Raw genomic sequence first — 25,416 nt, forward strand, 5'->3', positions numbered from 1 at the left:
GTTAGTAGTTTAAGTTGGTTTGAAACCTGAAAATAATAAGAATTCACTAGCATAAAAATAATTTTATCATTGTAGCCGGATGAATCGATATACTTCTTAATTTGAAACAATTAAACAGTAGCAGGTGGAAATAATTCATGTGTCAGCTGAATGTTATCCGGTAGCAAAGGCAGGTGGCTTAGGCGATGTGGTAGGTGCTCTTCCCCGTTATCAAAACCAGCTCGGGCATATCGCGAAAGTGGTGATGCCGATGTACAGAACAAAATATCTTTATAATCATCAATGGGAGGTTGTACATAAAGGAGGTGCCAATCTCGGTTACTGGTGGTTTGAATATACTGTCATCAAAGAAGCAACCAATGCCCAGGGTTTTGATCTTTACCTGATTGACATCGCGGGTTTGCTCGACCGTGAAAAAATTTACGGCTATGATGACGATACAGAAAGATTCACTGCATTTCAGATTGCTGTAGTCGACTGGATCGCGAAATGGTCCCATAAGCCCTCCGTTATCCATGTACACGATTACCACACGGGTCTCATCCCTTTCATGCTGAAAAACTGCGTCGGATTCAGAAACCTGGCTGACGTGCCAACAGTGCTGACTGTACATAACGCACAATACCAGGGATGGATGGGTTGGGATAAAAGTCACTATATCCCGGAATGGGATGCATGGAAATGGGGTTTGCTGGAATGGAACAATACGATCAACCCGCTGGCTTCAGCGATAAAAAATGCATGGAAAGTAACAACCGTAAGCTGGAGTTACCTGGATGAACTCAAATACATGAGCAATGGTCTTGAAGCATTGTTCGAATATGAAAAAGGAAAATGTTCGGGTATACTTAACGGTATAGATACAGAAGTATGGAATCCCGAAACCGATAAATATATAGATGATCATTACAAGGCACTTGATGTAAAACGAGGCAAGGCGGCAAGTAAGGAAAAGCTTTGTGAGACTTTCGAACTTGATCCCGAAAAACCATTGTTTATTTTCATTGGCAGATTAGTGGGGGAGAAGGCGGCTGATATTTTACCCCAGGTAATCGGCGACAGTTTTTATCACATCGGACGTAAAATGAATTTTCTGATACTGGGCAGTGGTGAACCTTATGTTGAATCGCAGTTGGAAATTCTGAAAGCCTACAGTGCCGGAGACTACAATGTGTATATCGGTTACAATGAAGCGCTCAGTCACCAGATGTATGCAGGCGCAGATTTTTTACTGATGCCATCACGTGTTGAACCCTGCGGGCTGAACCAGATGTATGCGATGAGGTATGGCACCGTACCTGTTGTACGTAAAACCGGCGGGCTGAAAGATACAGTGATCGATTATGGAGAGCCGGATGGATATGGTATAACACATCTGTATGCTTCCGTGGGTGATGTCACCCAGGCCGTATACCGGGCTATCGAATTATACGAGGATAAAAAGCGTTTAAAAGAAGTGCGCAAACAGATGATGAAACTTGATTTCAGCTGGGATAACAGCGCACAACAATATATTAACCTGTATTCAACTTTGCAGTAACTTACACAATAACAAGGATCCATATGAAGAAAGATGTGATAGCGATCATTTTAGGCGGCGGTGCGGGCACGAGGTTATTCCCACTCACAGCAACCCGTAGCAAACCAGCCGTCCCGATTGCAGGAAAATACAGACTGGTTGATATTCCCATTTCGAATTGTTTGAACTCCGGTATCGGAAGAATGTATGTGTTGACCCAGTTCAACTCCGCTTCGCTTAATAAACATATCAAAAACACCTATCACTTCAGCGTTTTCAGTTCTGCATTTGTTGACATAATCGCCGCAGAGCAGACGCCTGATAACCCCGCCTGGTTCCAGGGCACTGCTGATGCCGTTCGTCAATCACTTCGTCACGTGGAGCAACAGGATTTCGATTACCTGTTGATCCTTTCAGGTGATCAGCTTTACCAGATGGACTTCCAGGAAATGGTTGATGCACACATCGCAAAGGGTGCTGATATCAGCATCGCAACGATCCCGGTAGTTGCCCGGGAAGCCACTGAATTCGGGATCCTGAAAACTGATGAAGATCATTTCATCACTTCATTTATAGAAAAACCCAAAAGCGAAGTTTTAGGCGATTGGTCCAGTGACACCGGCGCAGAAATGCAGGCGCAGGAAAGAAATTACCTCGCCAGCATGGGTATCTATATTTTCAGCAGAAAAATATTATTTGATTTACTCCAGGACGTACATAAAGACGCAACTGATTTCGGCAAGGAAATCATTCCGCATTCTATCGAGCACTTTAAAGTGCTGAGCTATCAATACGATGGTTACTGGACTGATATCGGAAACATCTATTCTTTCTTCGAGGCCAACCTTGCACTCACCAATGAAGTACCGCCATTTAATCTTTTTGATAATAGCAGGGCAGTTTATACTCGCGCACGTATGCTTCCTCCGGCAAAAATCAGCGGCACCACGCTGGAAAGAACGATCATCGCCGAAGGTTGTATCATCAATGCATCAAGAATTGAGAACAGTGTGATCGGTATTCGTACAAGAATTGGCTCAGGTACAACCATCGTGAGCAGCTATATCATGGGTACCGATTATTATGAGACCATTGAAGACATGACCAACTCCGTTAGTAAAGGTCTTCCAAAAGTAGGCATCGGGGAACGTTGTTATATCCGCAATGCGATCATAGATAAGAATTGCCGGTTGGGTAACGATGTCAGAATTAACGGCGGCGCTCATCTGGCCAATTCTGATCATTCACTTTATACGGTCAAGGACGGGATTGTCGTAGTAAAGAAGGGAGCTATTTTGCCTGATGGGTTTGTGATATAGGTTGAAAGATTAACGCCTGCCTGCCGGCAAAGGCAGGTTAAAAGTTGAACGTTAGCCTAAGCGGATTGTCGTTGCTGATTAATGGATGATAACTAAGGTTTGCTTCCCGAAATACTATAAAGGATAGACCTTTGAACTAATTGTTGATATAATCACGAATTGTTTAAGTTCCAATGCTTAATATTATTTCCAGTTTCCGATGAAACTATCATCTTCATAGGCGTACGTTCAACGTTCTGCGTTTTACGTTAGACCTTTACCTTTCAACGTTTAACTTCCCATATGCCCATTCCTCCATCACCTGTTGTTGATAAGCCCGATCTCAAACCCAAACCCTTGCTGAGTTTCTGGCAGATATTTAATATGAGTTTCGGGTTCCTTGGGATACAGTTTGCGTTTGCTTTGCAGAATTCAAATGCGAGTGGAATTTTGAGGAATTATGGGGCTGAAGTTGAGCAACTCTCCTGGTTCTGGCTGGCAGCGCCGTTGGTTGGATTGATTGTTCAACCAATCGTTGGACACTATAGTGATCGTACTTGGAACAGACTGGGTCGCCGCAGGCCGTATTTCCTTGCTGGTGCTATACTTTCTTCAAGTGCACTGACGCTGATGCCCAATGCCGGAATACTGGGAGCTATTGCTCCCCTCGTAATTGTAGGCGCAGCTTTTCTGATGATCATGGATGCATGTTTCAACCTGGCGATGGAACCATTCCGTGCCCTTGTTGCAGACAATCTTCCGGATTCTCAAAGAACGATGGGCTTTTCCATCCAGACCTTTCTGATAGGGGTAGGCGCAGTTGTGGGGTCGCTGCTGCCTTACATTTTAACCCATTGGTTTGGCGTTTCAGAGCAGGCACCTGAAGGGACTGTTGGATTGAATGTGAAATATGCATTTTATATCGGGGCTTTATTTTTTATTGGCTCGGTGTTATGGACTGTGATAAAAACAAAAGAGTACCCACCGAAAGACTATGAGCTCTATCATGGGAAGAATGAAGATCAGCATGCAGGATTAGGTTCAATATTCCGGGATTTCGCGAACATGCCGCGTACGATGAAACAACTCGGACTGGTACAGTTCTTTTCCTGGTTTGCCTTGTTTGGTATGTGGGTATTTACGACAGACACTATTGCAACGCACGTCCTGGGCTTATCGATAGAGGACAAGAGCTCCGGCTTGTACCGCCAGGCTCAAAGCTGGACCGGTGTTATTTTTTCAGTGTATAATGGAGTATCTGCGGTGTATGCACTTTGTTTGCCATGGATTGCCAATAAAGTTGGCCGGAAACGAACGCATGCTATCTCGTTGGTTGCCGGAGGAATCGGTTTGATTTCGATTTACTTCGCTCCAAACAAGGAGTTCCTCATTTTTTCCATGGTTCTTGTTGGAATTGCATGGGCCAGTATCCTGGCAATGCCGTATGTAATATTGTCTGCGTCTATCCCTTCCGGTAAGATGGGAATTTACATGGGAATTTTCAATTTTTTTATAACAATTCCACAGATACTAAACGGTATTGTTGGTGGACCAGCAGTGAAACATCTTTATAATAACCAACCAGTATATGCTCTCGTTCTTTCAGGAATTTGCATGTTCTGCGCAGCCATCAGCGTGATTTACGTTTATGATCCAGGGTCGGTGGCGATTACCAATAAGAAATAATTGTTTTTCATGTTAAGGAATAAGCTGTCTTATATCATCCTTCTCTGTATTTCCCTAAACCTTTCAGCACAGGATTTTGAAGTTTATCCAACGCATTGGTGGGCCGGAATGCAAAACAGGCAATTGCAACTGATGGTACACAGCAATACAGACATTTCCAGCATTGCGACAGTCAGTTATCCGGGAGTGAGGCTGATAAGAATTGCTCAGCCGGAAAACAAGCATTATGTTTTTATTGATCTGGAAATTACTGCAGCCACTAAGCCAGGAAGTTTTGACATACGTTTTTCTGATGGTAAGAAACTTCGCTATCAACTGAAACTTAAGAGTTCAGTTAACGGTTCACAAAGAGTACAGGGGGTGCACTCGGATGACTTTATATACCTGATTATGCCTGATCGTTTTTCAAATGGCGATCCTTCAAATGATGTTCAGGTGGACTACCGGGATACAGTAGCCGAAAGGAGCAACCCGCGGGCAAGGCATGGTGGAGATATCAAAGGCGTACAGAACCATTTGGATTACCTGAAAGATCTTGGCGTTAATACTATCTGGATGACACCTGTAATGGAGAACGATATGCCGATGATGCAAGAGGGGCAAAACCTGATGAGCGGATATCATGGGTATTGGATCACCAATCATTATAAGGTTGATAAAAGGCATGGTGGCAACCAGGCTTATCACGATCTGGTAAATGCTGCGCATAAAAAAGGAATGAAGATTATCCAGGATGCAGTGTATAATCACGTCGGTGAATATCACCACACAGTGATAGATCCTCCGATGAAAGATTGGTTGAATCAATGGCCTTCTTACCAGGGGAGTAACCATCGTGAAGAAGTATTCATGGATCCTTATGCATCTGCTATAGATAAAAAAATAATGATTGGAGGATGGTTTGTGCCGCATCTTCCTGATTTAAATCTTGCCAATCCATATGTTGCGAAATTTATTATTCAGAGCTCCATCTGGGCAACAGAAGAGTTTGGAATCGATGGATGGCGGGTAGATACTTACAAATATTGCGATGAACAATTCTTGAATAACATCAATATCGCACTTAAAAAAGAATTTCCTGCGATAACCGTTTTTGGTGAAGCGTGGACAAATCTCGTTCCTGAAGCAGCATACTTTGTTCAGAATAACATGAACACAAAGTTCAAACACAATGCCCAAGGGGTTACTGATTTCCCGGTAACCGGTGCGATTTATGATGCTGTGAAACAGAAGGCGCAATGGACTGAAGGTGCTGGTAAATTGTATGAAACACTCTCGCAGGATTTTCTGTATAAAAATCCACTACGCAATTGCATATTCCTCGACAATCACGACATGGATCGATTCTATTCCGTAGCAGGAGAGGACATCGCGCGCTATAAGATGGGTGTAGGATTGCTACTTACGCTAAGAGGGATACCGCAATTGTATTATGGTACAGAAATTCTGATGAAGAATTTTAAGAATCCATCTGATGCTGAAGTCAGAAAAGATTTCCCTGGTGGATTTGCGGGAGACAGTGAAGATAAGTTTACATCAGCCGGCAGAGCAGCTTTGGAAAATGAAGCATTCGATTATACAAAAAAACTTGCCACCTATCGCAGAAATTCTCTGGCACTCAGAAGAGGAAAAACAATGCAGTACATACCTTTAAACGGAGTATATGTTTATTTCCGTTATAATGATACACAAACGGTAATGTGTATTCTCAATAGCAATGACGCTGCAACAAACTTAAATCTCGATCGTTTTTCTGAAAGGATCGGAAATCGGACAAGCGCAAAAAATATAATGACCGGAAATTCCGATGCGCTGAATACCGAATTAAAATTACCCGCCAACTCGTTTACTGTACTCGAACTTAAATAATATACCCGGAACAAAGCACGTCTCTATTGAGGCAGGTGTTTTTTTCGTTCACTGTGCCTGATACCGGGAATAATTATATCGCCGAAACGTGGTATGTTGACAGCCAATTAATTTTATAGTACTGCATGCCCTGCCAGTACTCAGGATATTTCAATCGAATAGGCTAACTTTCAACTGTCCACTTTAAACTCACTCATCGCTTTCCCATTCCATCGTTCTTACAGAAGTGAGTGCTTTAAATTTGAAACGTAATGCATCTTCATTCAGAATAAGAATCTCGCATTTAATGGGCGAGCCATTCTTTCCGGGCTTCATGTAAAGGATCCCTGTTTCCTTGATCCACCAGGTGCCTTCTTTTTCATTTTCGATCGGGTCGGTGCAAATCCAGGTACCACTATCCGTGAACGTTATCTTGCTATTCTCGTTCATTGATTTGTGCCTGCCAATACCCGTCATTTTATCCTGGATAATATGCCATGGCCTGCGAACCAGCAATTGCTGTTGTTCTGCAATCGTCTGAGCCGAAGATGTAAAAGCTATTGAAGTGAGAATTGTAGCGATTATGGTAACTAATACTGATCCCGAGTGCTTTTTCATAGTTTGTAAAGAACAGAAATAATTTTAAATCTGCAAACTTTACAAGGCAGACAACTTCCACAAAGGGTGAAACAGTTCCCAACCTCATAGGCTAACTTATAAACTAAAACTAAAACTTGTTGACTGCCTCCGCAAACGCCCACTTTTAATTTTCAACCTACTCTTTCAACTCCCGCCTATATCAGCATTTGCCACTGCATCTTCTTCAACCAATCTCTCTCTTTCAGAATATCCTGCATTTCGACCCGGAATTGTTTTTCATTGAACTTCTTGCCTTCCTTTGGTACCGCCGCCTCTTTTGTGGTAATTTCCCGCACTTCCAGTTTTGTTGCGTACCAGGTCGTATGCATGCGCGGAATGGCTAATCCCAGGATCATCCCCGGCAAACCACCAAAAGATTCAGGTCCGGAGGAAGGCAATATTTCATCTGTGTAAAATGCAATAACCACAATTGAATCAAAAATGCGACCAACTGCTTTCCGGCACTCAAAACCGGCGATGGTTCGTGGTTCATTGGTAATCTTCCAGTCGATTTTCTGAATGGAATCTGAAATCAGAAAATCACTTCCGAAAATATTTTTCTGGTTGACAAAGGTCTCATTCTTCAGGTCTTTGTAAACCGTATTGGAAATATAACTCAGTCCCCAATGAATCATCCTGTTATCCGGATCACGCCCGGTTTTATAAAGCGATTTTTCTTCGTTAAAATAAAGATCGAAATAGGTGACTGCAAACTTTGGAAGATTTTTCTTCATCATCTCATCCCACATACTTTCATCTTCCAGCAGAGAATGCTGGTTGGTTCTTTTTTCAAACTCAATTTTACCAGCTGTAATAAATTGCGGTTGAGCCTTTACGTTATATCCTGATCCGAGCAGGAAGATCAGTAAAAAGATTTTTATATATTTTTTCATGATTACCATGATTGAGGTTTACCATTTTTATTGAAATTCCAGATTACAGAGAGCATCATGTAGCGTTGGAATGTATTGTAAGTTCTTTCCGAAATAAAGTTGGTAGTAATATTTCTTCTGAAACCGATATTCTGTTTCAGGATATCAAATGCGTACAGACGCAGGCGAAGCTGATCGTTTTTCAACAACTTCTTATCAACCCATGCATTCAGCAAAACAGAGTTCACGTCAGTATCAAACACCGAAGTTTTCTGCCGGAAATTGGCCTGCAATTCAACGGAGAATTCCAGTTTCCATGGAAGAAAAACAGTCATGTCAAGATCGTGTCTCTGAATCCAGTAATTGGTTTTGATATCGGTACGGATGGATGATTCTGAGAAATTATATGTGAATACAGAATACGTACTCGCACTGAATTTCTTGTCCTTGTAAAAACGGACAGATGCATTCAAACCCGCACGACCGCTATTGATGGTGTTTTCTTCACCATTGATGAAGTTGATGTTTTTTGTGTATCCAAGGTTATATCCCATGCTGAAACTCCAGGGTGTCTTCTTGATTTTGAAGTTATAATCAAAGAAGCTGTTCGCATTGTAAACCCATGGTACGTTTACTGTCTGATAAATCCTGCGACCAAGTGAATCAACTACATCTCTTGAACTGAATGCATTCTGCGTCATATTCAGATAAGCGTTGATATAAAATCCGCTTTCCGACAGAAAATCATATCCTCCGAAATTGGCGTAGATATTATGGTTGACTGCAATCTTCAGATCTGGGTTACCGATATATACATTGAGCGGATCGGTGTTATCAACAATTGGCTGCAACTGTTCTATAGTAGGCTGTTGCGTGGATCCGTTGTAACCTACTCCGATATTCTTGTTTTTCTTCAGCGTGAAATTTGCCCTCGCCTGTGGGAAGAAATTAAGGAAGTTATAGCGAACGCTGGTATCAGTTTTCAGGTCTTTTTGTAAAAGACTGTTCTGCGCAACTGAACCACCAATAGAAAAATTGAATTTCTTAGGTTTAACATATCGATAGTTCAAACCACCTGTATTACTCAGCGTATTGTAGTTCAGATTGTTTGTCAGCGCATCAACTTCTTCATCATACTTCGGATCATTGGGATTCGATTTTTCCCATGTCTGACGGTTAGAGTTCCTGTGGTTATTCGCCAATGTATAATTGAATTCCAGGAAAGAACGCTTGGACAGAGGTTTAGTATAGGATACTCTTGCACTCAGGTTCAGTATCTTATTCTCATTGATCTTTCTCTGATCAATAAGATCCTGGCGGATCATGTTGCCCGAGTTGTCGAAATACTGGTTGTCTGCACGAAGATATCCTTCACCTGTTTGATTTGTATAATCTTCACGAAGAGTTACTGATAATGTATGACCAGCGTCTTTGAATTTTTTCCTGTAGAAAAGATTACTGTTTAATGCCTGATTGTCGCCATTGTTTGTAGTAATGCGTTGACTGGTATTAACTTTCTGATTTTCTTCATTCAGCGATTCAGTATTAAAGAGATTATTGTTGGTGTTTTCCCCGATAGATCCGTTTACAGTTAGTTTTATCGATGACGAAGAATCGATATTGTATTCATAGATGCCTTCCAGCTTATTCCTCATCCTGCTGTTGTAAGTTTTGTTCAGCTGGTTCTGGTAATAAAGTGTATCCGGAAGAATGTACTGCGTTTTTGTATTTACAGTAGCGTCGTTGTTGAGTTTGTTGAAGCGATAGTTTCCGTTTAAATGCTTTCTGTCATTATCCCATTTATTAGAAAAATGTGCACCTGCAGACCAGCTCGAAGGAAGACCTTCTCCATAAAAACTGGAACCGCCAAATTCGTCGTTGTTGTTGATCATGAAATACATTCCACCGTCATCACTCATCCCGCTTTCCATGCCGCCACTGCTCCCGCCGTAATTTGAATTTTCCTGCCAGTCCAGACCCGTTTTACCACTGTTCGACATGATACCAAATCCGGAGATCTTTTTCTTGCCCTTGAAATAGTTCATCATCGCATTATTATTGTAGTACTCCTGGAAGTTGGTTCCACCTTCCACTTTCCCGAAATATCCATTCTTCTTTTCTTCTTTTAATTTGAGATTGATCGTTTTCGTTTTTTCGCCATCATCAATTCCGGAGAATACTGCCTGGTCGCTTTTTTTATCGAACACTTCAACATCATCAACCATATCGGCAAGCAGGTTCTTTGTGGCGATGGTTGGATCATCACTGAAAAACTCTTCTCCATCCACCAGGACCTTTTGCACGCGTTGCCCTTGCGCCGTGACCTGTCCGTTCTTATCCACCTGGAAGCCCGGCATAATTTTCAGCATATCCTCCACAGAAGCACCTGCTTTTACAGCAAAACTATCTGCCTTAAACACCAGTGTATCTCCTTTGAAGCGGATAGCAGGCACAGTTTTTTTAATCACGATCTCCTCAAGCAACTTACTTTTTGGTGTGAGTGAAATATTTCCGATCATGTAGGGAGAAAAACTATTCAGGCTGAAAGTATCTGAATAGTCTGCAAAACCCGGATGACCGATCTGGATAATGTACTTGCCCGTATTAAGAAGGTTTAATTTAAAGCTTCCGTCCTGTGCGGTTCTTGTATAGCCTACAAGTGTTGAATCAGCCTGACGAAGTACGACGACAGAAGTTCTGTAAAGGTTCTTCTTATTTACAGTGTCCATGATTGTTCCCTGTACGGAACCTTCCTGGGCGCGGGTTAGCGAGGTAATACAAATAAGTAATAGGGTAAATAAAAATACTTTTCTCATGTACGCAGGTTGTAAGTTTTGGTTTCTCTATAAGTTACGAAATGCATCGTAGTCTAATATACGATAGGATTCGTAAAGAAAATTTATTGGTTTGTTTTAATTTTTCTCATGTTCTGCCACAGGTTAGTCCGCGATTTAAAATGGAAGCAGTTTGTAACGCGAAGAAACTTGTATTTATTTATAGCTTAAATTGTAAATGCCTTAATGTTACGTTAAACCCTTTCAACATTGTCATATGTCTCCTAAATCAGCTAAGCCGGTAACAGAGGGTCAGAAAACGAAAAAGAAAAAAGATGCAAAAAAGCCCAAAATGCATACAGCCGACAAAAATAAAATGAGGAGTGGCAGTAATCAGGGATCAAAACGATATGAAGACATTCATTTTGTTGATTCAACGAAACCAGTCTGGAACTATTCACTGTTTAATGAAGAAATCATCCGCAATTTTCAGCAGGGTACATGCTACGATGCATATCAGTATTTTGGTAACAAACAGGTATCAGTTCTTGATAAGACAGGTACGTACTTTGCTGTTTGGGCGCCGAATGCGACCCGTGTTACAGTGACAGGAAACTTTAATGACTGGGATAAAGAATCGCACGATCTGTTTGTAAGACTCGACAAGAGCGGAATCTGGGAGGGGTTTATTCCTGATATCAATCGAGGCGAGGTGTACAAGTACCATATTACCGGATTTGGTGGGGTACAACTGGATAAAGGCGATCCTTATTCGCATTTCTGGGAACATAAGCCAAAGACTGCATCTATTACATGGAATTTCGAGTACGATTGGAAGGATGAGGAATGGATGAAAACGCGCAAAAAACACAACTCCCTTCAGTCTCCTTATTCAGTGTATGAAGTTCATCTCGCGAGCTGGATGCGTCCTGATAAAAACAATGAAGACAGTTATAATTCCTACTGGCAGATTGCAGAACGACTTGTTCCTTATGTGAAAGAGTTAGGATTTACGCATGTTGAATTCATGCCGGTGATGGAGTATCCTTTTGATGGAAGCTGGGGCTACCAGGGAACTGGGTATTTTGCTCCAACGTCAAGGTTTGGACATCCGGAAGAATTTATGGCAATGATCGATTACATGCATCGCGAAGGCATCGGTGTAATCCTAGATTGGGTACCATCCCATTTTCCTTATGATAGTCATGGACTGTTCATGTTTGATGGTACGCATACGTACGAATATGCAGATATGCGTAAGGGTTATCATCCGGATTGGAACAGCTATATTTTTAATTACAGCAGGGGAGAAGTAAAATCATTCCTGATCAGCAATGCAAGATTCTGGTTTGAACAATTTCATATCGATGGAATTCGTGTGGATGCGGTTTCTTCCATTTTAAAACTTGATTATTCACGCAAAGCAGGAGAGTGGGAACCCAATGCATTTGGTGGTAATGGTAACCTGGAAGCGATTGCATTCATTAAGGATCTGAATGAAACTATCTATCGTGATTTTCCGGATGTACAAACCATCGCAGAAGAAGCTACTGACTGGCCCGGAGTATCCAGGCCAACCTGGCAGGATGGTCTTGGCTTTGGTATGAAATGGATGATGGGCTGGATGCATGATACGTTGAAGTATTTCAAACAGGATCCATTCTTCCGGCAATTTCAACAGGATCAGTTTACATTCAGCATGATGTATTTCTATGATGAAAATTTCATGTTGCCGTTAAGTCATGACGAAGTTGTTCATGGAAAATCACCAATGATTTATAAAATGCCTGGTGACGATTGGCAGAAGTTTGCCAACCTTCGATTGCTATATACCTACATGTTCACACACCCGGGCGGCAAACTGCTTTTTATGGGTAATGAATTTGGTCAGACCGCAGAATGGAATTACAAATCAGAACTTGATTGGGGATTGCTGTCTTTTGAAAATCATGCCGGACTAAAAAAATGTGTGAGCAGGTTATCCAGACTTTATCGTGAAGAACCTGCATTATATGAATTGCAATTTGACCAGGGTGGTTTTGAGTGGGTTGATCTTAATCATCGCCAGGAATCGGTAGTTGTATTCAGGCGCAAAGGCAAGCAGGCAAAGAATGATGTGCTGGTGATTCTTAACATGACGCCGGTGGTCAGAAATGACTGGAAAATTGTGGTAGAAGGAAAAAGTGAATGGAAAGAAATTTTCAACAGTGACGAGAAGGATTTCTGGGGAACCGGAAATGTGTTTAATCCCGAAATAGGTGTAAAAATATTAGATAAAAAACTCAAACGTTTTGAAATAAACCTACATTTACCGCCGTTAGGAGGGGTTGTTATCCGATAATACCCAATCCTATTCGTTATGAAAACGCTGACCCTCATTACCACTCTGTGTTCCATTTCATTATGGACCGTTGGTCAGGATGCCGACTCGGCATCCGTCTATTTCCAAAAAGGCATTACTGAAAAAGAGACCGGCAGATACAAACCTGCTGTTGAGTATTTTCAGAGATCTGTGCAATTTGATTCAACAAGAATAAACAGTCAGAGGGAGCTGGGCCTGGCGGCTTTGGAGATTCGTCAGTTCGAAACCGCAAAAAATGCGTTTAACAAAGTACTTCAGTTCGATTCAAAAGATACTATTGCACTGGACAGACTTACCAATTTTTATTTTTCCTTCAGAAAATGGGACGATGCGATTCGATATGGTTTGGTGATGCTCGAATTGAATATTGGAAAAAAAATAAATTACCTCGTTGGTAAAAGTTATTATGAAAAGGAAGATTACGGAAAAGCTTTTCGCTATCTGGATGCTGCATACAAAGAAGAACCAACACGAGCTGAAATACCTTTTCTTTTTGCGCGTGCATTAGTTGAGATGAGCAATTATAAAGGAGCGGTAAAGTATTACAATGAAGCGATTGCTTTGGACAGCACAAAAACACAGTGGCTCACTGAACTTGCTTTGGCCTATTCTTCTTTGCCAAATGAATTGAAAGCTATTGAGTGTTACGAACTTGCACTGAGGAGAGGACACAAGGCCGATGCTATATTCATGGAGAATCTTTCTAATTCCTACATATCTGCAGGTATGCCGGAAAGAGGCATCAAGGTATTGGTACAATTGCTGGAAAAACGCCCCGGCGATCTTGAACTCTTATATAGTGTTGCAGACACTTATTACCGTATGGGCAAATTTGAAACTGCTATCGAACACTGGGGGCGTATTCTGCAATATGATAGTGAAGACGCAAAATCGCTTTACATGATCGGCATTGCTTATCAGAAAAACGGCGACAAAACAAAAGGCGCTGCCATTTGTGATAAAGCCATATCGATGGATCCTTCATTGAGGAATTACAAACAGGAGAAGAAGTTATGAGGTATAACGTATAACATTAAACGTAGAACGTCTGCGCTTGCGGGTTAAAAATTCTTTCTATTAGTTTAGATGTATTGTTGAAATCTTTCAATCGCCCGAGATTATACAGCATTCCTCATTTCATCGTGAAAAAGATAATGAAAGGTTGGTTCACCGTTACCGGAAGATCTTACGTTTTACGTTCTACGTTTAACGTCTTACATTTAAAGAATCAAGCCATGCAATCGCTAACTGCGGCCAGGTATTCAGTACCGGATCTTTTGGTGCAAGACCAAATCCATGTCCACCATGGGGATAAATGTGCAGGGTTGTGGGAATATTGTATTTTCTCAGCGCTTCATAAAATACGATTCCATTTTCAGGCGGTACTACTTTGTCGTCGTTACCATAAATCAGGAACGTAGGAGGAGTTTCAGCTGTTACCCTGTTTTGAGTACTCAATGAATCTCTGAAAGCTGAGGTTGAATTTTTCCCTGTAAGCATATCACGGCTTCCTTTGTGAGTAAAGCTATCGTTCAATGCGATTACCGGGTAAACAAGAATGGCAAATGAAGGCCTGGTATTTTGTCGTTCTAATATATTCGTTGATGATGGATTGCCTTTTGTGAACATCGTTGCGCCCATGGAAGCAAGATGGCCTCCTGCAGAGAAACCAATAATTCCTGTTCCCATCGTATCAATATTGAATTCGGCTGCGCGTGAACGTATGATCTGCATAGCACGTGTAACATCATCCAGTTGTGCAGGGAATCGGCTGCCTGTTTGGTTCCCATCATTCAAACGATACATCAGCATGAATGCATGATATCCGTGTTCATTGAAGAATGCAGCGATGTCAAATCCCTCGTGTTTATTGGCCAGTGCAGTATAACCGCCCCCCGGACAAATCAGGATTGATTTTTTTGATCCTTCCACTTTTGATGGAAAAACCATCAGGTAAGGAGGCTCATCAATTTTCGAAGATCCACCAATCCTGAGATTGGGCTGATCAGGATATAGCAGGATTTTCTGTTGAGCAACGAGATCGTATTGAATCATAAGGAGCGTGAAGATGATGATAAAACGTTTCATGGGTGAAAGATAGTGTTTTTTGGAAGGCTGAAGGTGGCGCGGCAAAGGTCGAATATGTAAGTAGTAAGAGGAACAGCCAGGCAATTGGTAGCAGCCTACTTTTGAGATGTTTGCTGTCTCTGTTTTCAGTTTTATGTTTCTGACTAAAGAAAAAGGCAATAGAAATTTGGGACTTGCCGGATAAAAATTTCAATTGCCCGGGATTTATCCCGGGGATAAAAGTTGCAAATCAGGTCCGGGGCCTCAGCCCATCAACTTAACAACTGATAATTTATTATTTTCCGAAAAAAGTAAAATAATTCCTGTAACCTGATTTAGGTTTGGGCTAACCTTTCACTTCGCCCTTTTATTACTAAGCTTCTCACCATTCGTCACTCGCAAATCGGCCTTCGTCCTTCTTTTACATTCTTTCCGGAACCCTTATCCCAAGCAATTTCATTGAAGAAGAAAGTACCAACGCCGTCATAGCAGCTATGCGTAACCGAAGTTGCTTTTTTGACTCGGTTTCTGCCTGCATAACAGAATGTTCTGCATAAAAGGAATTAAAAGTTTTTGCGAGATTGAAAGCATATATCGCAATTACAGAAGGATTCAATTCGGATGCGGCCTGCGCAATAATGTCTTCGTATTGTTCAAGTGATACCAGCAAGGATTTCTCGAGCGGAAACAATTTATCACTGTCAATCCCCTCGAAAGCCGGATCAATTTTTTCTTTGCGCAAAATTGATTTGATGCGCGCATGAGTATATTGAATAAATGGCCCGGTGAATCCATGAAAATCAACGGACTCTTCCGGATTGAAAACCATTTTCTTTTTTGGGTCCACACGAAGCAGGAAAAATTTCAATGCACCAAGACCAATAGTATCGTAAAGTTCATTCAAGGCCTCCGGGGCAAAATCCTGCACCTTTCCCAGCTCCGCAGTATGTTTCGCTGCAATTGCATTCATCTCTGCAACAATATCATCGGCATCAACAACTGTACCTTCGCGGCTTTTCATTTTTCCAGTAGGTAATTCCACCATTCCGTAAGAGAGATGATAGATTGAATCAGCATAGGGTAAACCAATTTTCTGACAAATCAGTTTTAAAACTTTCATGTGATAGTTCTGTTCATCACCAATCACATAAATGCTCTTATCAATTCCATATTCTTTGTATTTGTCCTGCGCAAGACCGATATCCTGCGTGATATAAACGGAAGTTCCATCTTTTCTCAAAACCAGTTTTTCATCAAGACCATCAGCAGTAAGGTCAATCCACACACTTCCATCATCTTTTCTGAAAAAGACTCCTTTTTCCAACCCGTCCTGAACTGTATCTTTACCTAATAAATAAGTTTCGCTCTCGTAATAAGTGCGATTAAAATCACTTCCGATTTTTTTATAGGTTTCATCAAAACCTGCATAAACCCAGGAGTTCATCATCTTCCACAATTGAATTGTCTCCGGATCGCCTTCTTCCCATTTTTTCAGCATTTCCTGCGTTGCTTGCATGATCGGCGCATTTTTTTCTGCATCGGCTTTCGACTGACCAGCAGCAACCAACGCGTCGACTTCAAGCTTGTAAGCGTCATTGAATTTCACATAGTAGTCGCCGACAAAATGATCGCCTTTCTGATTCGTGCTCTCCGGAGTTGCACCGTTGGAAAAAAGTTTCCATGCAAGCATGCTCTTGCAAATATGAATACCACGATCGTTTACAATACAACTCTTGATGACTTCATTGCCACTTGCTTTCAGAATTTCTGCAATACTCCATCCCAGAAAATTATTACGAAGGTGACCAAGGTGTAAAGGCTTATTCGTATTGGGTGAACTATATTCCACCATTACTTTCACACCATTTGGAGCGTGTTTGCCATATTCTTCTTTCTGATAATTTTCTTTCAAGAGATCAAGCCAGAAAGATTCAGCGATAGTCAGATTCAGAAATCCTTTAATAATATTAAATCCAGTAAATAGTTCCGGACTGCGTTTGATCAGTTCAGATCCGAGTTTATTACCGAGTTCGTCCGGAGAAAGTTTTAAAGATTTAACCAGTGAAAATAGTACAACAGTATAGTCACCTTCAAATTCAGGTTTGGTCTGATTGACCTGGAAATCTTTCTCAGTGAAAGCCATGTTGAATAAACCTTCCAGTGCCGAAACTACTTTTTCTTTAACAATCGCTCCTATCATAATTTCAATATGGCTGCAAATGTACGATTCACTAATTTCATGAAAACCGGAATCCTATGCGGATGATTATTTTTTGTTTCAGCTTTTTCTTTTTCTGGGTGGGAAAGAATCAAAGTTCCAGTGTCAACATGCAAAAAGAATTTGATATCGAGGGCCATCGGGGTTGTCGGGGATTGATGCCTGAAAATACCATAGCTGCCATGCTTCACGCAATAGATATCGGTGTGAATACTCTTGAGATGGATGTGGTAATTACCAAAGACAGCCAGGTGGTACTTTCTCACGATACTTACATGAGTAAGGATATCTCTACAAGTCCGGAAGGAAATTTTCTTACTGCTGAAAATGAAAAGTCGTTCAATATATACGGAATGAATTATGCGGATCTGAAAAAATGGGATGTAGGAATGAAACCACATCCAGGGTTTCCGCATCAGAAGAAAATCAGGGTTTACAAACCGCTGCTTTCAGAAGTTTTTGACAGCGTTTCTGCCTATATCAAATCCAATCACAAAAAACCCGTTCAGTTTAATATTGAAACAAAAACGCAGCCATCAAAGGACAATATCGGTCATCCCGCACCGGAAGTTTTTGTGAGATTGCTGATGGATGTGGTGAAGTCAAAAAAAATGGAATCGATGGTGATTATTCAATCATTCGATCCAAGAACGCTGGAGATTATCCACCGCGACCATCCTGAAATCAAAACAGCTCTTTTGGTTTCCGGGATAAAAAACGCTGATACTCCCACAGCGCTTACACAACTTAGTTTTAAACCTTCCATTTTTAGCCCTGAATATCACCTCGTTAATAATGCCATGGTTAATTATTGCCATCAAAACGGTATAAAGATCATTCCCTGGACGGTAAACGAAAAGTCTGAAATGGACAAATTAAGAGCTATGGGAGTTGATGGGTTAATTACCGATTATCCCGACAGGGCTATGATTAATTAAAATTGTTTTTTATTTTAGCTTCTTCCCATCGGAAAGTTAAACCCGATCACAATTTTCTTTCTTATTCCTCTGAAGAATTAACTTTGCCCTCCCTGTTCCGGGATGCGATTCAAATAATTTACGCATATTATTCGTTGATATTAATAAGGTTAGGCCTGATATGGTATCCTTGATTGAAAATATAATCGATTTCTTTTATCCGCCTTTCAGCAGGATAATGAACCGGCTTACTTTCCGCTATGCAGCTTGTGGTGGTGGAAATACTGTCCTGGACATTCTCATTTTTTACCTCAGTTTCCATTTCCTGTTTCACGAACAGGTTGTTCACCTGGGATTTATAGCGATCAAGCCACATAAAGCAGCTTTCCTGGTAGCGTTCCTGATAACTTTTCCGATTGGATTTCTATTGATGCGCAATATAGTTTTCCAGGGATCGGCAATACGTGGTCGTACGCAATTGGTGCGGTATTTTCTTACTGTTCTGATCTGCCTGATCCTGAATTATATCTTTTTAACGTTGTTTGTTGAATACCTTCATATCTACCCGACGGTAGCCAAGATTATGACAACACTGATCGTAATGCTTTTCAGCTATACATCGCAACGCTTCTTTACATTCAAAGTGAGTTCTATTTAATCTACCATTCCAGCTTAGTAAGCGTCAGTCTCAGATTTCCGGTACTGCTCAATCTTACAATTAATTTTTCTTTGGAAGGCATCAATCGGTCCAGCGTAACTGCATTAACTGCACCGTTCACCCATACACCCGGGTATAATTCTTTGGGAACCTGGTTGTTCACCTGGCTAATCAGTGATTTCTCGTACGTATTCAGGTCGAATTTGGTATAAGATTGAAGTACCTGGAGGATTTTTTTATTGAAAAGCCATTTTGCTGTTTTTACCAGCATGTCTTTTGTTCTGATATCGTAATCAAGATTATTAACAGAAAGCTGTTTTGTGCTGACATCGTATGCTGGGTTTCCGGTGAGATAAAATGTGCCTGTTTCTGAACCTGAAAAATCAAGTTTGAAAATCAGTTTTTCGCCGTCTGCGCCATAGATCTGGCAGTTCTCAATAATTACATGTTTACCCACCTGCTCAATATCGATTCGTTTTTTGTAGAGTTTCTGATTGAGAATACGACTCAATGAATCATAATCCAATTGCGCATCGAGATGTAAAGAAAATCCGCTCCTGAGCTGAAAATCGCTAATGTCAGGGATTACAGTACGCAGTACAGGAGCAGGTTTTTGTTGAGTAATTACAGGTCTTGCCGAAATGCCCAGTGAGAAAACAAGCGTATCATTTTGTACGTGCAGTCTGCTGATGCGTAGTTTTTCGGGGTTGACACGGAGATAACCCAAACCTGCGAGAGAAATTACATTGCTGAGGCTGTCCCAGAGTTGTTGAAATTTTGGACGCAGCTGCATAATCCGGATACTGTCTTCAATGGCTTTGCGCGCATCATCCATCTGAACCAACAGCCGATCCATTATTGTCGATGTAATATCATAACTCCAGAAGCACATATTACATTTATCCAACGGTACGGGCTTGAGGCTTTTGATCAGTGGCTGCAGGGAAAAATTGCTGTTCAACCGCATATCAATAGTATAGCCCACCTGTACCCGACGTTCTGCTTCTTTCAAGCCGCAGGTACAGGGCGGTGACCATGGAGTGATCGCCGTTTGGGAACTGCCGACTCCGGCGCAAAGTCGCTGCGAACCTGCTATGGCATAATAGCCGAGAAATTCCAGCTTCAATTCTGATCCATGACCTGTCAATTTCACCGGGCCTCTTCTGAACCGATACATGTATCGCGTAGTACAACTATCAACTACAAAGTCATTGGGGTAGCCGTCAGAAACATACTGCAGTTCAATTTGTGATTCCGCCATTTTTACAATGGGCTGCAGTGGAATCTGAACGGGAATGTCAATATCCGAGAGAGGTAGTGTATCGACAATATTATTATTTAAAGCAGGCTTCTCCGGAATGATTTTTTTCGTGCATGAGGTATAAGAAACACAGAAAATAAACATCGCAAAAAGCGTATAGGTATAACGGTTAGAATATTGCATATCGGGTATCAAATATAAAACACAAAGAAGTCTGCAAAGCTGTCTGTTTATTGTCAGATTCTTATATATCTGCCAGCGATAAATTATCGGCACAAAACTAAATTCCGAGCCACTACCTTTGAATCGATGGAAAAAAATAGCGAAACTGCCCTGGAAACGTTGGAAACGGATGTAATTATTGTTGGTGCGGGTCCTATTGGCCTTGCCTGCGGAATTGCCTGCATACAAAATAATCTCAGGTACGAGATTATAGAGAAAGGCGCATTGGTGAATTCTCTTTTTAATTACCCGCTCAATATGACATTTTTCTCCACTTCAGAAAGGCTGGAGATAGGTAATGTTCCTTTTATTTCCCATAACCCCAAGCCCACGCGGGATGAGGCTTTGGAATATTACAGAAGGGTTGCGATGCATTGGAAATTGAACACCCGGTTGTATGAAAGGGTTCTTACACTGGAAAAAAACAATGAAGAATTCGATGTGATGACGTCCCGAAACAGATACCACGCAAAGGCCGTAATCATAGCCACAGGTTTTTATGATATACCCAACCTGATGCATATTCCTGGCGAGTCGCTACCTAAAGTTCATCACTACTACAAAGAGCCGCACAATTATTACGGACAGAAGCTGGTGGTAGTAGGAGCGGCCAATTCTGCAGTGGATGTGGCGCTGGAGACCTGGAGAAAAGGCGCCGAGGTAACCATGGTAGTCCGGGAAGGGGAGATTGGTTCCAATGTCAAATACTGGGTACGGCCGGATATTGTTAACAGGATCCGGGATTCAGAAATTACAGCGTGGTTTAATTCGTCATTGATTGCGATCCGCGAAGGTGAAGTGGATATCCAAACACCTGAAGGCCTGATTACAATACCGAATGATTATGTACTTGCAATGACCGGCTATCTTCCGGACTTTGCGTTTTTAAAAGATGCGGGAATTGAAATTGGCAAGGATGAAATGCATACGCCGATCCACAATAGTGAAACTATGGAAACCAACGTGTCAGGGTTATACCTCGCAGGTGTAGTTTGTGGCGGTCTTCAAACCAATAAGTGGTTTATAGAAAATTCAAGGGTTCATGCGGATAAGATCATAACTCATCTGCTGGAAACTCGCATCTCATAAAAGGATAGGAACAAAAGTCAGAAGTTGTAGAAATTTTCTGCTAAAAAGTCATTGTTCAGACCTGGCAGGTTTCTAAAACCTGGCAGGTCTTTAAACCTCGCAGGTCTTAAACCTAGGAGGTCTTAGACCTACCAGGTTGGGTGTTTGTTACTCAGCCTTACTGACAAGTTTTCATTTTTCAGCACCCGGCATGGCTATTGTTAACCATTACTAAACATTTAAATAGACATTTTAAATAGTCATTATTATGGGAAAAATAATTGGTATTGATTTAGGAACAACCAATAGCTGCGTTGCGGTAATGGAAGCGAACGAACCCGTTGTCATTGCCAATGATGAAGGACGTCGCACCACGCCCAGTGTTGTGGCTTTCCTTAAAAATGGGGAACGCAAGGTGGGTGATCCAGCTAAAAGGCAGGCTATCACTAACCCCATAAATACCATTTCCAGTGTAAAAAGGTTCATGGGCCGCAGATATGACGAAGTAACAGAGGAAATGAAGCACTGGAGCTATAAGGTTGTAAAGGGAGACAATAATACAGTTCGTATTGACATAGATGGTCGTTTATATACTCCACAGGAAATCAGTGCAATGGTTCTTCAGAAAATGAAGAAGATTGCTGAAGATTACCTCGGTCAGGATGTTAACGAAGCCGTAATCACGGTTCCTGCTTACTTCAACGACGCGCAGCGACAGGCTACAAAAGAAGCCGGTGAAATTGCTGGTCTGAACGTAAGAAGGATCATTAACGAACCTACCGCTGCAGCACTTGCTTACGGTCTCGATAAAAAACACCAGGATAGCAAAATCGCTGTATTTGACCTGGGAGGTGGTACGTTTGATATTTCTGTTCTTGAGCTGGGTGATGGTGTATTCGAGGTAAAATCAACCAATGGTGATACTCACCTCGGTGGTGATGATTTCGATAAAGTGATCATGGACTGGTTGGCAGAAGAGTTCAAAAAAGAAGAAAATATAGATCTGAGAAAAGATCCGATGGCCCTGCAACGGCTGAAAGAAGCTTCAGAAAAAGCAAAAATCGAATTGTCTTCTTCTTCCGAAGCGGATATCAATCTACCTTATATTACCGCTGTTGATGGTGTGCCGAAACACCTGGTAAAGAAATTAAGCAGGGCTCAGTTTGAAAAACTGGCAGACTCACTTTTTGATCGTTGCCTGAAACCATGTGAGCAGGCATTGAAAGATGCAGGTCTTTCTGCTTCTCAGATCAATGAAGTAATCCTGGTGGGAGGTTCTACACGTATCCCTAAAGTTCAGGAGATCGTTGAGAAATTCTTCGGCAAAAAACCCAACAAAAGCGTTAACCCGGATGAGGCTGTAGCGATTGGTGCTGCTGTACAGGGTGCGGTTCTGACCGGCGAAGTGAAAGATGTGTTGCTGCTCGACGTAACTCCGCTCGGACTGGGTATCGAAACTTTAGGTGGTGTGATGACGGTGTTGATTCCATCAAACACAACTATTCCGACAAAGAAATCAGAAACATTCTCTACTGCTGCAGATAACCAGCCTGGCGTACAGATTCATGTATTGCAGGGTGAGCGTCCGCTGGCAAATCAGAATAAAACACTTGGTATTTTCAACCTGGATAATATTCCTCCTGCACCAAGAGGTGTACCCCAGATCGAAGTTGCGTTTGATATCGATGCCAATGGTATCCTGCACGTAACTGCGAAGGATAAAGGCACTGGTAAGGAGCAGAAAATCAGGATCGAAGCAGGCAGTGGTTTGACGAAAGAAGAGATTGAAAAAATGAAAAATGAAGCCAAGGCAAACGAGGCTTCAGATAAACAGGCGAAAGAGAAGATTGAAAAACTTAATACTGCCGATGCGTTGATTTTCCAGACGGAAAAACAATTGAAAGAGTTTGGCGAAAAACTTCCTGCTGACAAAAAAGAGGCAATCGAAACTGCTGCTAACAAACTAAGGGAAGCACACAAACTCCAGGACGTTGCTGCGATAGATGCAGGTACTGCTGAGCTTAATAACGCATGGAATGCTGCGAGCCAGGATATGTACAATGCTTCACAGCAGGGGGGTGCTCCTGCGGGTGACGAACAGCCGAAATCAGATACTGGTGCCGCAAATGGCTCAGAAAATGTGACGGATGCTGAGTTTGAAGAAGTGAAATAAGCTTACGTTTTAATAAAAAACCCCGTGAATTTTCTCACGGGGTTTTTTTATTACAAAATGAAGTTTCAACCGTCCGGATAAAATCTGAATTATTTTCAAATGTATGATAGCAATAATCAGTCATCCTTTTAGGGTTAGTAAAGAGTCTGTTTTTCTTGCATGGAAACTCCTCGGCAGTATTACTTTGATTCTTTTTTTTAGACTTTCAACATATGCGCAGGAAAACGTGTGCAATTGTTCGAAAAACTTTGAAAGGTTGATCGGGAAACTGGAAACAAATTACATAGCATATCAACTCATAAAAAATGAGATAGAAAAGAATTATGAATCTCACAAGTTCCGGTTTAAAACTTTAGCAGCGGAGACTAATGACAACAATTGCACAAAGTTATTACAGGAGTTCCTGTCGTTCTTCCATGATGGACATTTGTTCGTGAGTGAGTATCCGGATTTTCCTGCAGCAGATCTTGAAAAAACAAAAGCCGAAATCAAACAGAACATGTACGATCTGAATCGGATGCATCCTATTGGTCGATCTCCGATCGAAGGCTATTGGACAGATGGTCAATCTAAGTTTGTAATCGTTCAAAACAAAAACAGTAATATACCATTTGAATGGGTGGCAATTATTCTGGAAACAAAAGACAGTACAAAAAAAGGTGAAATAAAATTTGCTGTAGACAAATCCGGAAATTCCTGGGAGGGAATTTACTATACGAACGCCTACGCATACCGTTATGTGAAAATCACACCTTATAAAGAGAACTCCATTTTATCAGTCTGGGGTGGTATTCTGTGGGGAAAGTTATCTGGCAAAGATGATTCGGTTTATAATCCTGTTTTACCAACGGTTAAAAAAATCGATAACGAAAATGTACTGCTCACTATTCCCAGTTTTCTGGTTGATGCGAAAGACTTTGATAAAGTGCTGATTGAAAATATAGAAACTCTTCTTTTTGCAAACAACCTCATCATCGACATACGTGGCAATACCGGAGGCAATGGTATTTATTTTAATTTGATGCGATTATATTATGAAAAACCAGCCGTCAGCTCAAGAGGTCTTGCACTTTCTTCGGCTGATAACATAACTTATTTTGAGAAATTTGCATCTACTCGTTCAGGCGATCCCTATGTGCCTGTCATAAAAGCAATGCGCGAAAAACCAGGCGGAATTGTTGCCGGCCCTGACTTCAGGGATCTCGGGCTGACGCCGGAGAAAACGAATATTCAAAAAGTAGTGATTCTCACTGACCGTGGAAATATGAGTGCAGCAGAAACTTTTGTATTGTATTCAAAAGCAGTGAGCAATAAAGTGATTACGATGGGTGATAACACTGGTGGAGTTGTTGATTTCAATAATATCAACATGATTAAAATTGGATGTGATAAACATGGAATTTATTTCGGCTATCCGACCTATACATTACACGACAAAGTAATTGAGCATGGCTATAACAAAAATGGAATTCCTCCGGATGTGAAAATTGACTCTGGCGTTCCAGATAAGATTGCTTTTGTGCTTGAATATCTGAAACAAAAATAAAACCGCCACATGTCCGATACTTGCAAGTATCGGACATCTGGTGGAAATGCTAAGTTTCAAAAATCGTTTACGAAAAAACAAGTGGTTTTTCTTTTTTGCAAACAGATTTTTCTCCTGAAAAAACATAAAAAAACTCCGGCCAAAAATGTACCGGAGTCAATGTCGTTTCAATTGCTGTTGGTTAGGTGAGCAATGCTGAACAAACGAGGATCACAGCCAGATACAGTACGGCCAGTCCAACGATCTTCAGATTCTCAACATACAGTGTAACATTTTTCATGGAACTGA

Annotated in this window: 17 protein-coding genes; 11 read left to right on the forward strand and 6 right to left on the reverse strand. The window is 41.4% G+C overall.

Annotated elements, in window-relative coordinates:
• The first annotated feature begins 124 nt into the window (after positions 1–124).
• The 4 genes from P2W82_RS00900 to P2W82_RS00915 all read left to right on the forward strand — a co-directional run bounded on the left by P2W82_RS00900 (position 125) and on the right by P2W82_RS00915 (position 6,372).
• Complete coding sequence (locus P2W82_RS00900) at positions 125–1,540, forward strand: glycogen synthase (protein WP_336513942.1); 1,416 nt, start codon at positions 125–127, stop codon at positions 1,538–1,540.
• Positions 1,541–1,563: 23 nt separating this feature from the next.
• Positions 1,564–2,838: a glucose-1-phosphate adenylyltransferase gene (locus P2W82_RS00905; RefSeq protein WP_336513943.1), complete on the forward strand. Its 1,275-nt coding sequence runs from the start codon at positions 1,564–1,566 to the stop codon at positions 2,836–2,838.
• A gap of 282 nt (positions 2,839–3,120) precedes the next feature.
• Complete coding sequence (locus P2W82_RS00910; protein WP_336513944.1) at positions 3,121–4,503, forward strand: MFS transporter; 1,383 nt, start codon at positions 3,121–3,123, stop codon at positions 4,501–4,503.
• Positions 4,504–4,512: 9 nt separating this feature from the next.
• On the forward strand, positions 4,513–6,372 hold the full coding sequence (locus P2W82_RS00915; protein ID WP_336513945.1) for an alpha-amylase family glycosyl hydrolase: 1,860 nt from the start codon (positions 4,513–4,515) through the stop codon (positions 6,370–6,372).
• Between the two features lie 189 nt (positions 6,373–6,561).
• Here the strand turns inward: P2W82_RS00915 and P2W82_RS00920 are convergent, their stop codons facing one another.
• The 3 genes from P2W82_RS00920 to P2W82_RS00930 form a co-directional block, all read right to left on the reverse strand.
• Positions 6,562–6,969, reverse strand: coding sequence for a hypothetical protein (locus P2W82_RS00920; RefSeq protein ID WP_336513946.1), 408 nt, complete (start codon positions 6,967–6,969; stop codon positions 6,562–6,564).
• Between the two features lie 176 nt (positions 6,970–7,145).
• Positions 7,146–7,883, reverse strand: coding sequence for a GLPGLI family protein (locus P2W82_RS00925; protein WP_336513947.1), 738 nt, complete (start codon positions 7,881–7,883; stop codon positions 7,146–7,148).
• 2 nt (positions 7,884–7,885) lie between these two features.
• The gene (locus tag P2W82_RS00930) at positions 7,886–10,678 is read right to left on the reverse strand and encodes an outer membrane beta-barrel protein (protein ID WP_336513948.1); all 2,793 of its coding nucleotides are present in this window, start codon (positions 10,676–10,678) and stop codon (positions 7,886–7,888) included.
• 235 nt (positions 10,679–10,913) lie between these two features.
• On the opposite strand from P2W82_RS00930, the gene glgB reads away from it, so the two are divergent.
• Together glgB and P2W82_RS00940 are read left to right on the forward strand one after the other, a co-directional pair.
• On the forward strand, positions 10,914–12,977 hold the full coding sequence (gene glgB, locus P2W82_RS00935) for a 1,4-alpha-glucan branching protein GlgB (RefSeq protein WP_336513949.1): 2,064 nt from the start codon (positions 10,914–10,916) through the stop codon (positions 12,975–12,977).
• 18 nt (positions 12,978–12,995) lie between these two features.
• Positions 12,996–14,015 carry a tetratricopeptide repeat protein gene (locus P2W82_RS00940; protein WP_336513950.1) on the forward strand — a complete coding sequence of 340 codons (1,020 nt, stop codon included), beginning with the start codon at positions 12,996–12,998 and terminating at the stop codon, positions 14,013–14,015.
• Between the two features lie 189 nt (positions 14,016–14,204).
• Here the strand turns inward: P2W82_RS00940 and P2W82_RS00945 are convergent, their stop codons facing one another.
• The gene (locus P2W82_RS00945; RefSeq protein WP_336513951.1) at positions 14,205–15,086 is read right to left on the reverse strand and encodes an alpha/beta hydrolase; all 882 of its coding nucleotides are present in this window, start codon (positions 15,084–15,086) and stop codon (positions 14,205–14,207) included.
• A 400-nt stretch (positions 15,087–15,486) separates the two neighbouring features.
• Positions 15,487–17,265: an arginine--tRNA ligase gene (gene argS / locus P2W82_RS00950; RefSeq protein ID WP_336513952.1), complete on the reverse strand. Its 1,779-nt coding sequence runs from the start codon at positions 17,263–17,265 to the stop codon at positions 15,487–15,489.
• A gap of 56 nt (positions 17,266–17,321) precedes the next feature.
• Here argS and P2W82_RS00955 point away from each other — a divergent pair, with 56 nt between their 5' ends.
• Together P2W82_RS00955 and P2W82_RS00960 are read left to right on the forward strand one after the other, a co-directional pair.
• Positions 17,322–18,221 carry a glycerophosphodiester phosphodiesterase gene (locus P2W82_RS00955; RefSeq protein ID WP_336513953.1) on the forward strand — a complete coding sequence of 300 codons (900 nt, stop codon included), beginning with the start codon at positions 17,322–17,324 and terminating at the stop codon, positions 18,219–18,221.
• Positions 18,222–18,381: 160 nt separating this feature from the next.
• Positions 18,382–18,858, forward strand: a complete 477-nt coding sequence (locus P2W82_RS00960) for a GtrA family protein (RefSeq protein WP_336513954.1) — start codon at positions 18,382–18,384, stop codon at positions 18,856–18,858.
• A 1-nt stretch (position 18,859) separates the two neighbouring features.
• On the opposite strand, the gene P2W82_RS00965 is transcribed toward P2W82_RS00960, so the two are convergent.
• Positions 18,860–20,302 (reverse strand): DUF4403 family protein, encoded by a 1,443-nt coding sequence (locus tag P2W82_RS00965; protein WP_336513955.1) that lies wholly within the window; start codon positions 20,300–20,302, stop codon positions 18,860–18,862.
• 126 nt (positions 20,303–20,428) lie between these two features.
• On the opposite strand from P2W82_RS00965, the gene P2W82_RS00970 reads away from it, so the two are divergent.
• The 3 genes from P2W82_RS00970 to P2W82_RS00980 all read left to right on the forward strand — a co-directional run bounded on the left by P2W82_RS00970 (position 20,429) and on the right by P2W82_RS00980 (position 25,128).
• Positions 20,429–21,430 (forward strand): YpdA family putative bacillithiol disulfide reductase, encoded by a 1,002-nt coding sequence (locus tag P2W82_RS00970; protein WP_336513956.1) that lies wholly within the window; start codon positions 20,429–20,431, stop codon positions 21,428–21,430.
• 247 nt (positions 21,431–21,677) lie between these two features.
• Positions 21,678–23,582: a molecular chaperone DnaK gene (dnaK, locus tag P2W82_RS00975; protein ID WP_336513957.1), complete on the forward strand. Its 1,905-nt coding sequence runs from the start codon at positions 21,678–21,680 to the stop codon at positions 23,580–23,582.
• A gap of 103 nt (positions 23,583–23,685) precedes the next feature.
• Positions 23,686–25,128, forward strand: a complete 1,443-nt coding sequence (locus tag P2W82_RS00980; RefSeq protein ID WP_336513958.1) for a S41 family peptidase — start codon at positions 23,686–23,688, stop codon at positions 25,126–25,128.
• Positions 25,129–25,416 lie beyond the last annotated feature (288 nt).

Origin of the sequence: Pollutibacter soli, from assembly GCA_029269725.1 — a bacterium.
GTDB classification, from domain to species: Bacteria; Bacteroidota; Bacteroidia; order Chitinophagales; family Chitinophagaceae; genus Pollutibacter; species Pollutibacter soli.

Excerpts from the sequence above, each read along its gene's own strand:
- P2W82_RS00905 (WP_336513943.1), top strand. The coding sequence starts at position 1,564 with ATGAAGAAAGATGTGATAGCGATCATTTTAGGCGGCGGTGCGGGCACG.
- P2W82_RS00910 (WP_336513944.1), top strand. The coding sequence starts at position 3,121 with ATGCCCATTCCTCCATCACCTGTTGTTGATAAGCCCGATCTCAAACCC.
- P2W82_RS00915 (WP_336513945.1), top strand. The coding sequence starts at position 4,513 with ATGTTAAGGAATAAGCTGTCTTATATCATCCTTCTCTGTATTTCCCTA.
- P2W82_RS00920 (WP_336513946.1), bottom strand. The coding sequence starts at position 6,969 with ATGAAAAAGCACTCGGGATCAGTATTAGTTACCATAATCGCTACAATT.
- P2W82_RS00925 (WP_336513947.1), bottom strand. The coding sequence starts at position 7,883 with ATGAAAAAATATATAAAAATCTTTTTACTGATCTTCCTGCTCGGATCA.
- P2W82_RS00930 (WP_336513948.1), bottom strand. The coding sequence starts at position 10,678 with ATGAGAAAAGTATTTTTATTTACCCTATTACTTATTTGTATTACCTCG.
- glgB (WP_336513949.1), top strand. The coding sequence starts at position 10,914 with ATGTCTCCTAAATCAGCTAAGCCGGTAACAGAGGGTCAGAAAACGAAA.
- P2W82_RS00940 (WP_336513950.1), top strand. The coding sequence starts at position 12,996 with ATGAAAACGCTGACCCTCATTACCACTCTGTGTTCCATTTCATTATGG.
- P2W82_RS00945 (WP_336513951.1), bottom strand. The coding sequence starts at position 15,086 with ATGAAACGTTTTATCATCATCTTCACGCTCCTTATGATTCAATACGAT.
- argS (WP_336513952.1), bottom strand. The coding sequence starts at position 17,265 with ATGATAGGAGCGATTGTTAAAGAAAAAGTAGTTTCGGCACTGGAAGGT.
- P2W82_RS00955 (WP_336513953.1), top strand. The coding sequence starts at position 17,322 with ATGCGGATGATTATTTTTTGTTTCAGCTTTTTCTTTTTCTGGGTGGGA.
- P2W82_RS00960 (WP_336513954.1), top strand. The coding sequence starts at position 18,382 with ATGGTATCCTTGATTGAAAATATAATCGATTTCTTTTATCCGCCTTTC.
- P2W82_RS00965 (WP_336513955.1), bottom strand. The coding sequence starts at position 20,302 with ATGCAATATTCTAACCGTTATACCTATACGCTTTTTGCGATGTTTATT.
- P2W82_RS00970 (WP_336513956.1), top strand. The coding sequence starts at position 20,429 with ATGGAAAAAAATAGCGAAACTGCCCTGGAAACGTTGGAAACGGATGTA.
- dnaK (WP_336513957.1), top strand. The coding sequence starts at position 21,678 with ATGGGAAAAATAATTGGTATTGATTTAGGAACAACCAATAGCTGCGTT.
- P2W82_RS00980 (WP_336513958.1), top strand. The coding sequence starts at position 23,686 with ATGATAGCAATAATCAGTCATCCTTTTAGGGTTAGTAAAGAGTCTGTT.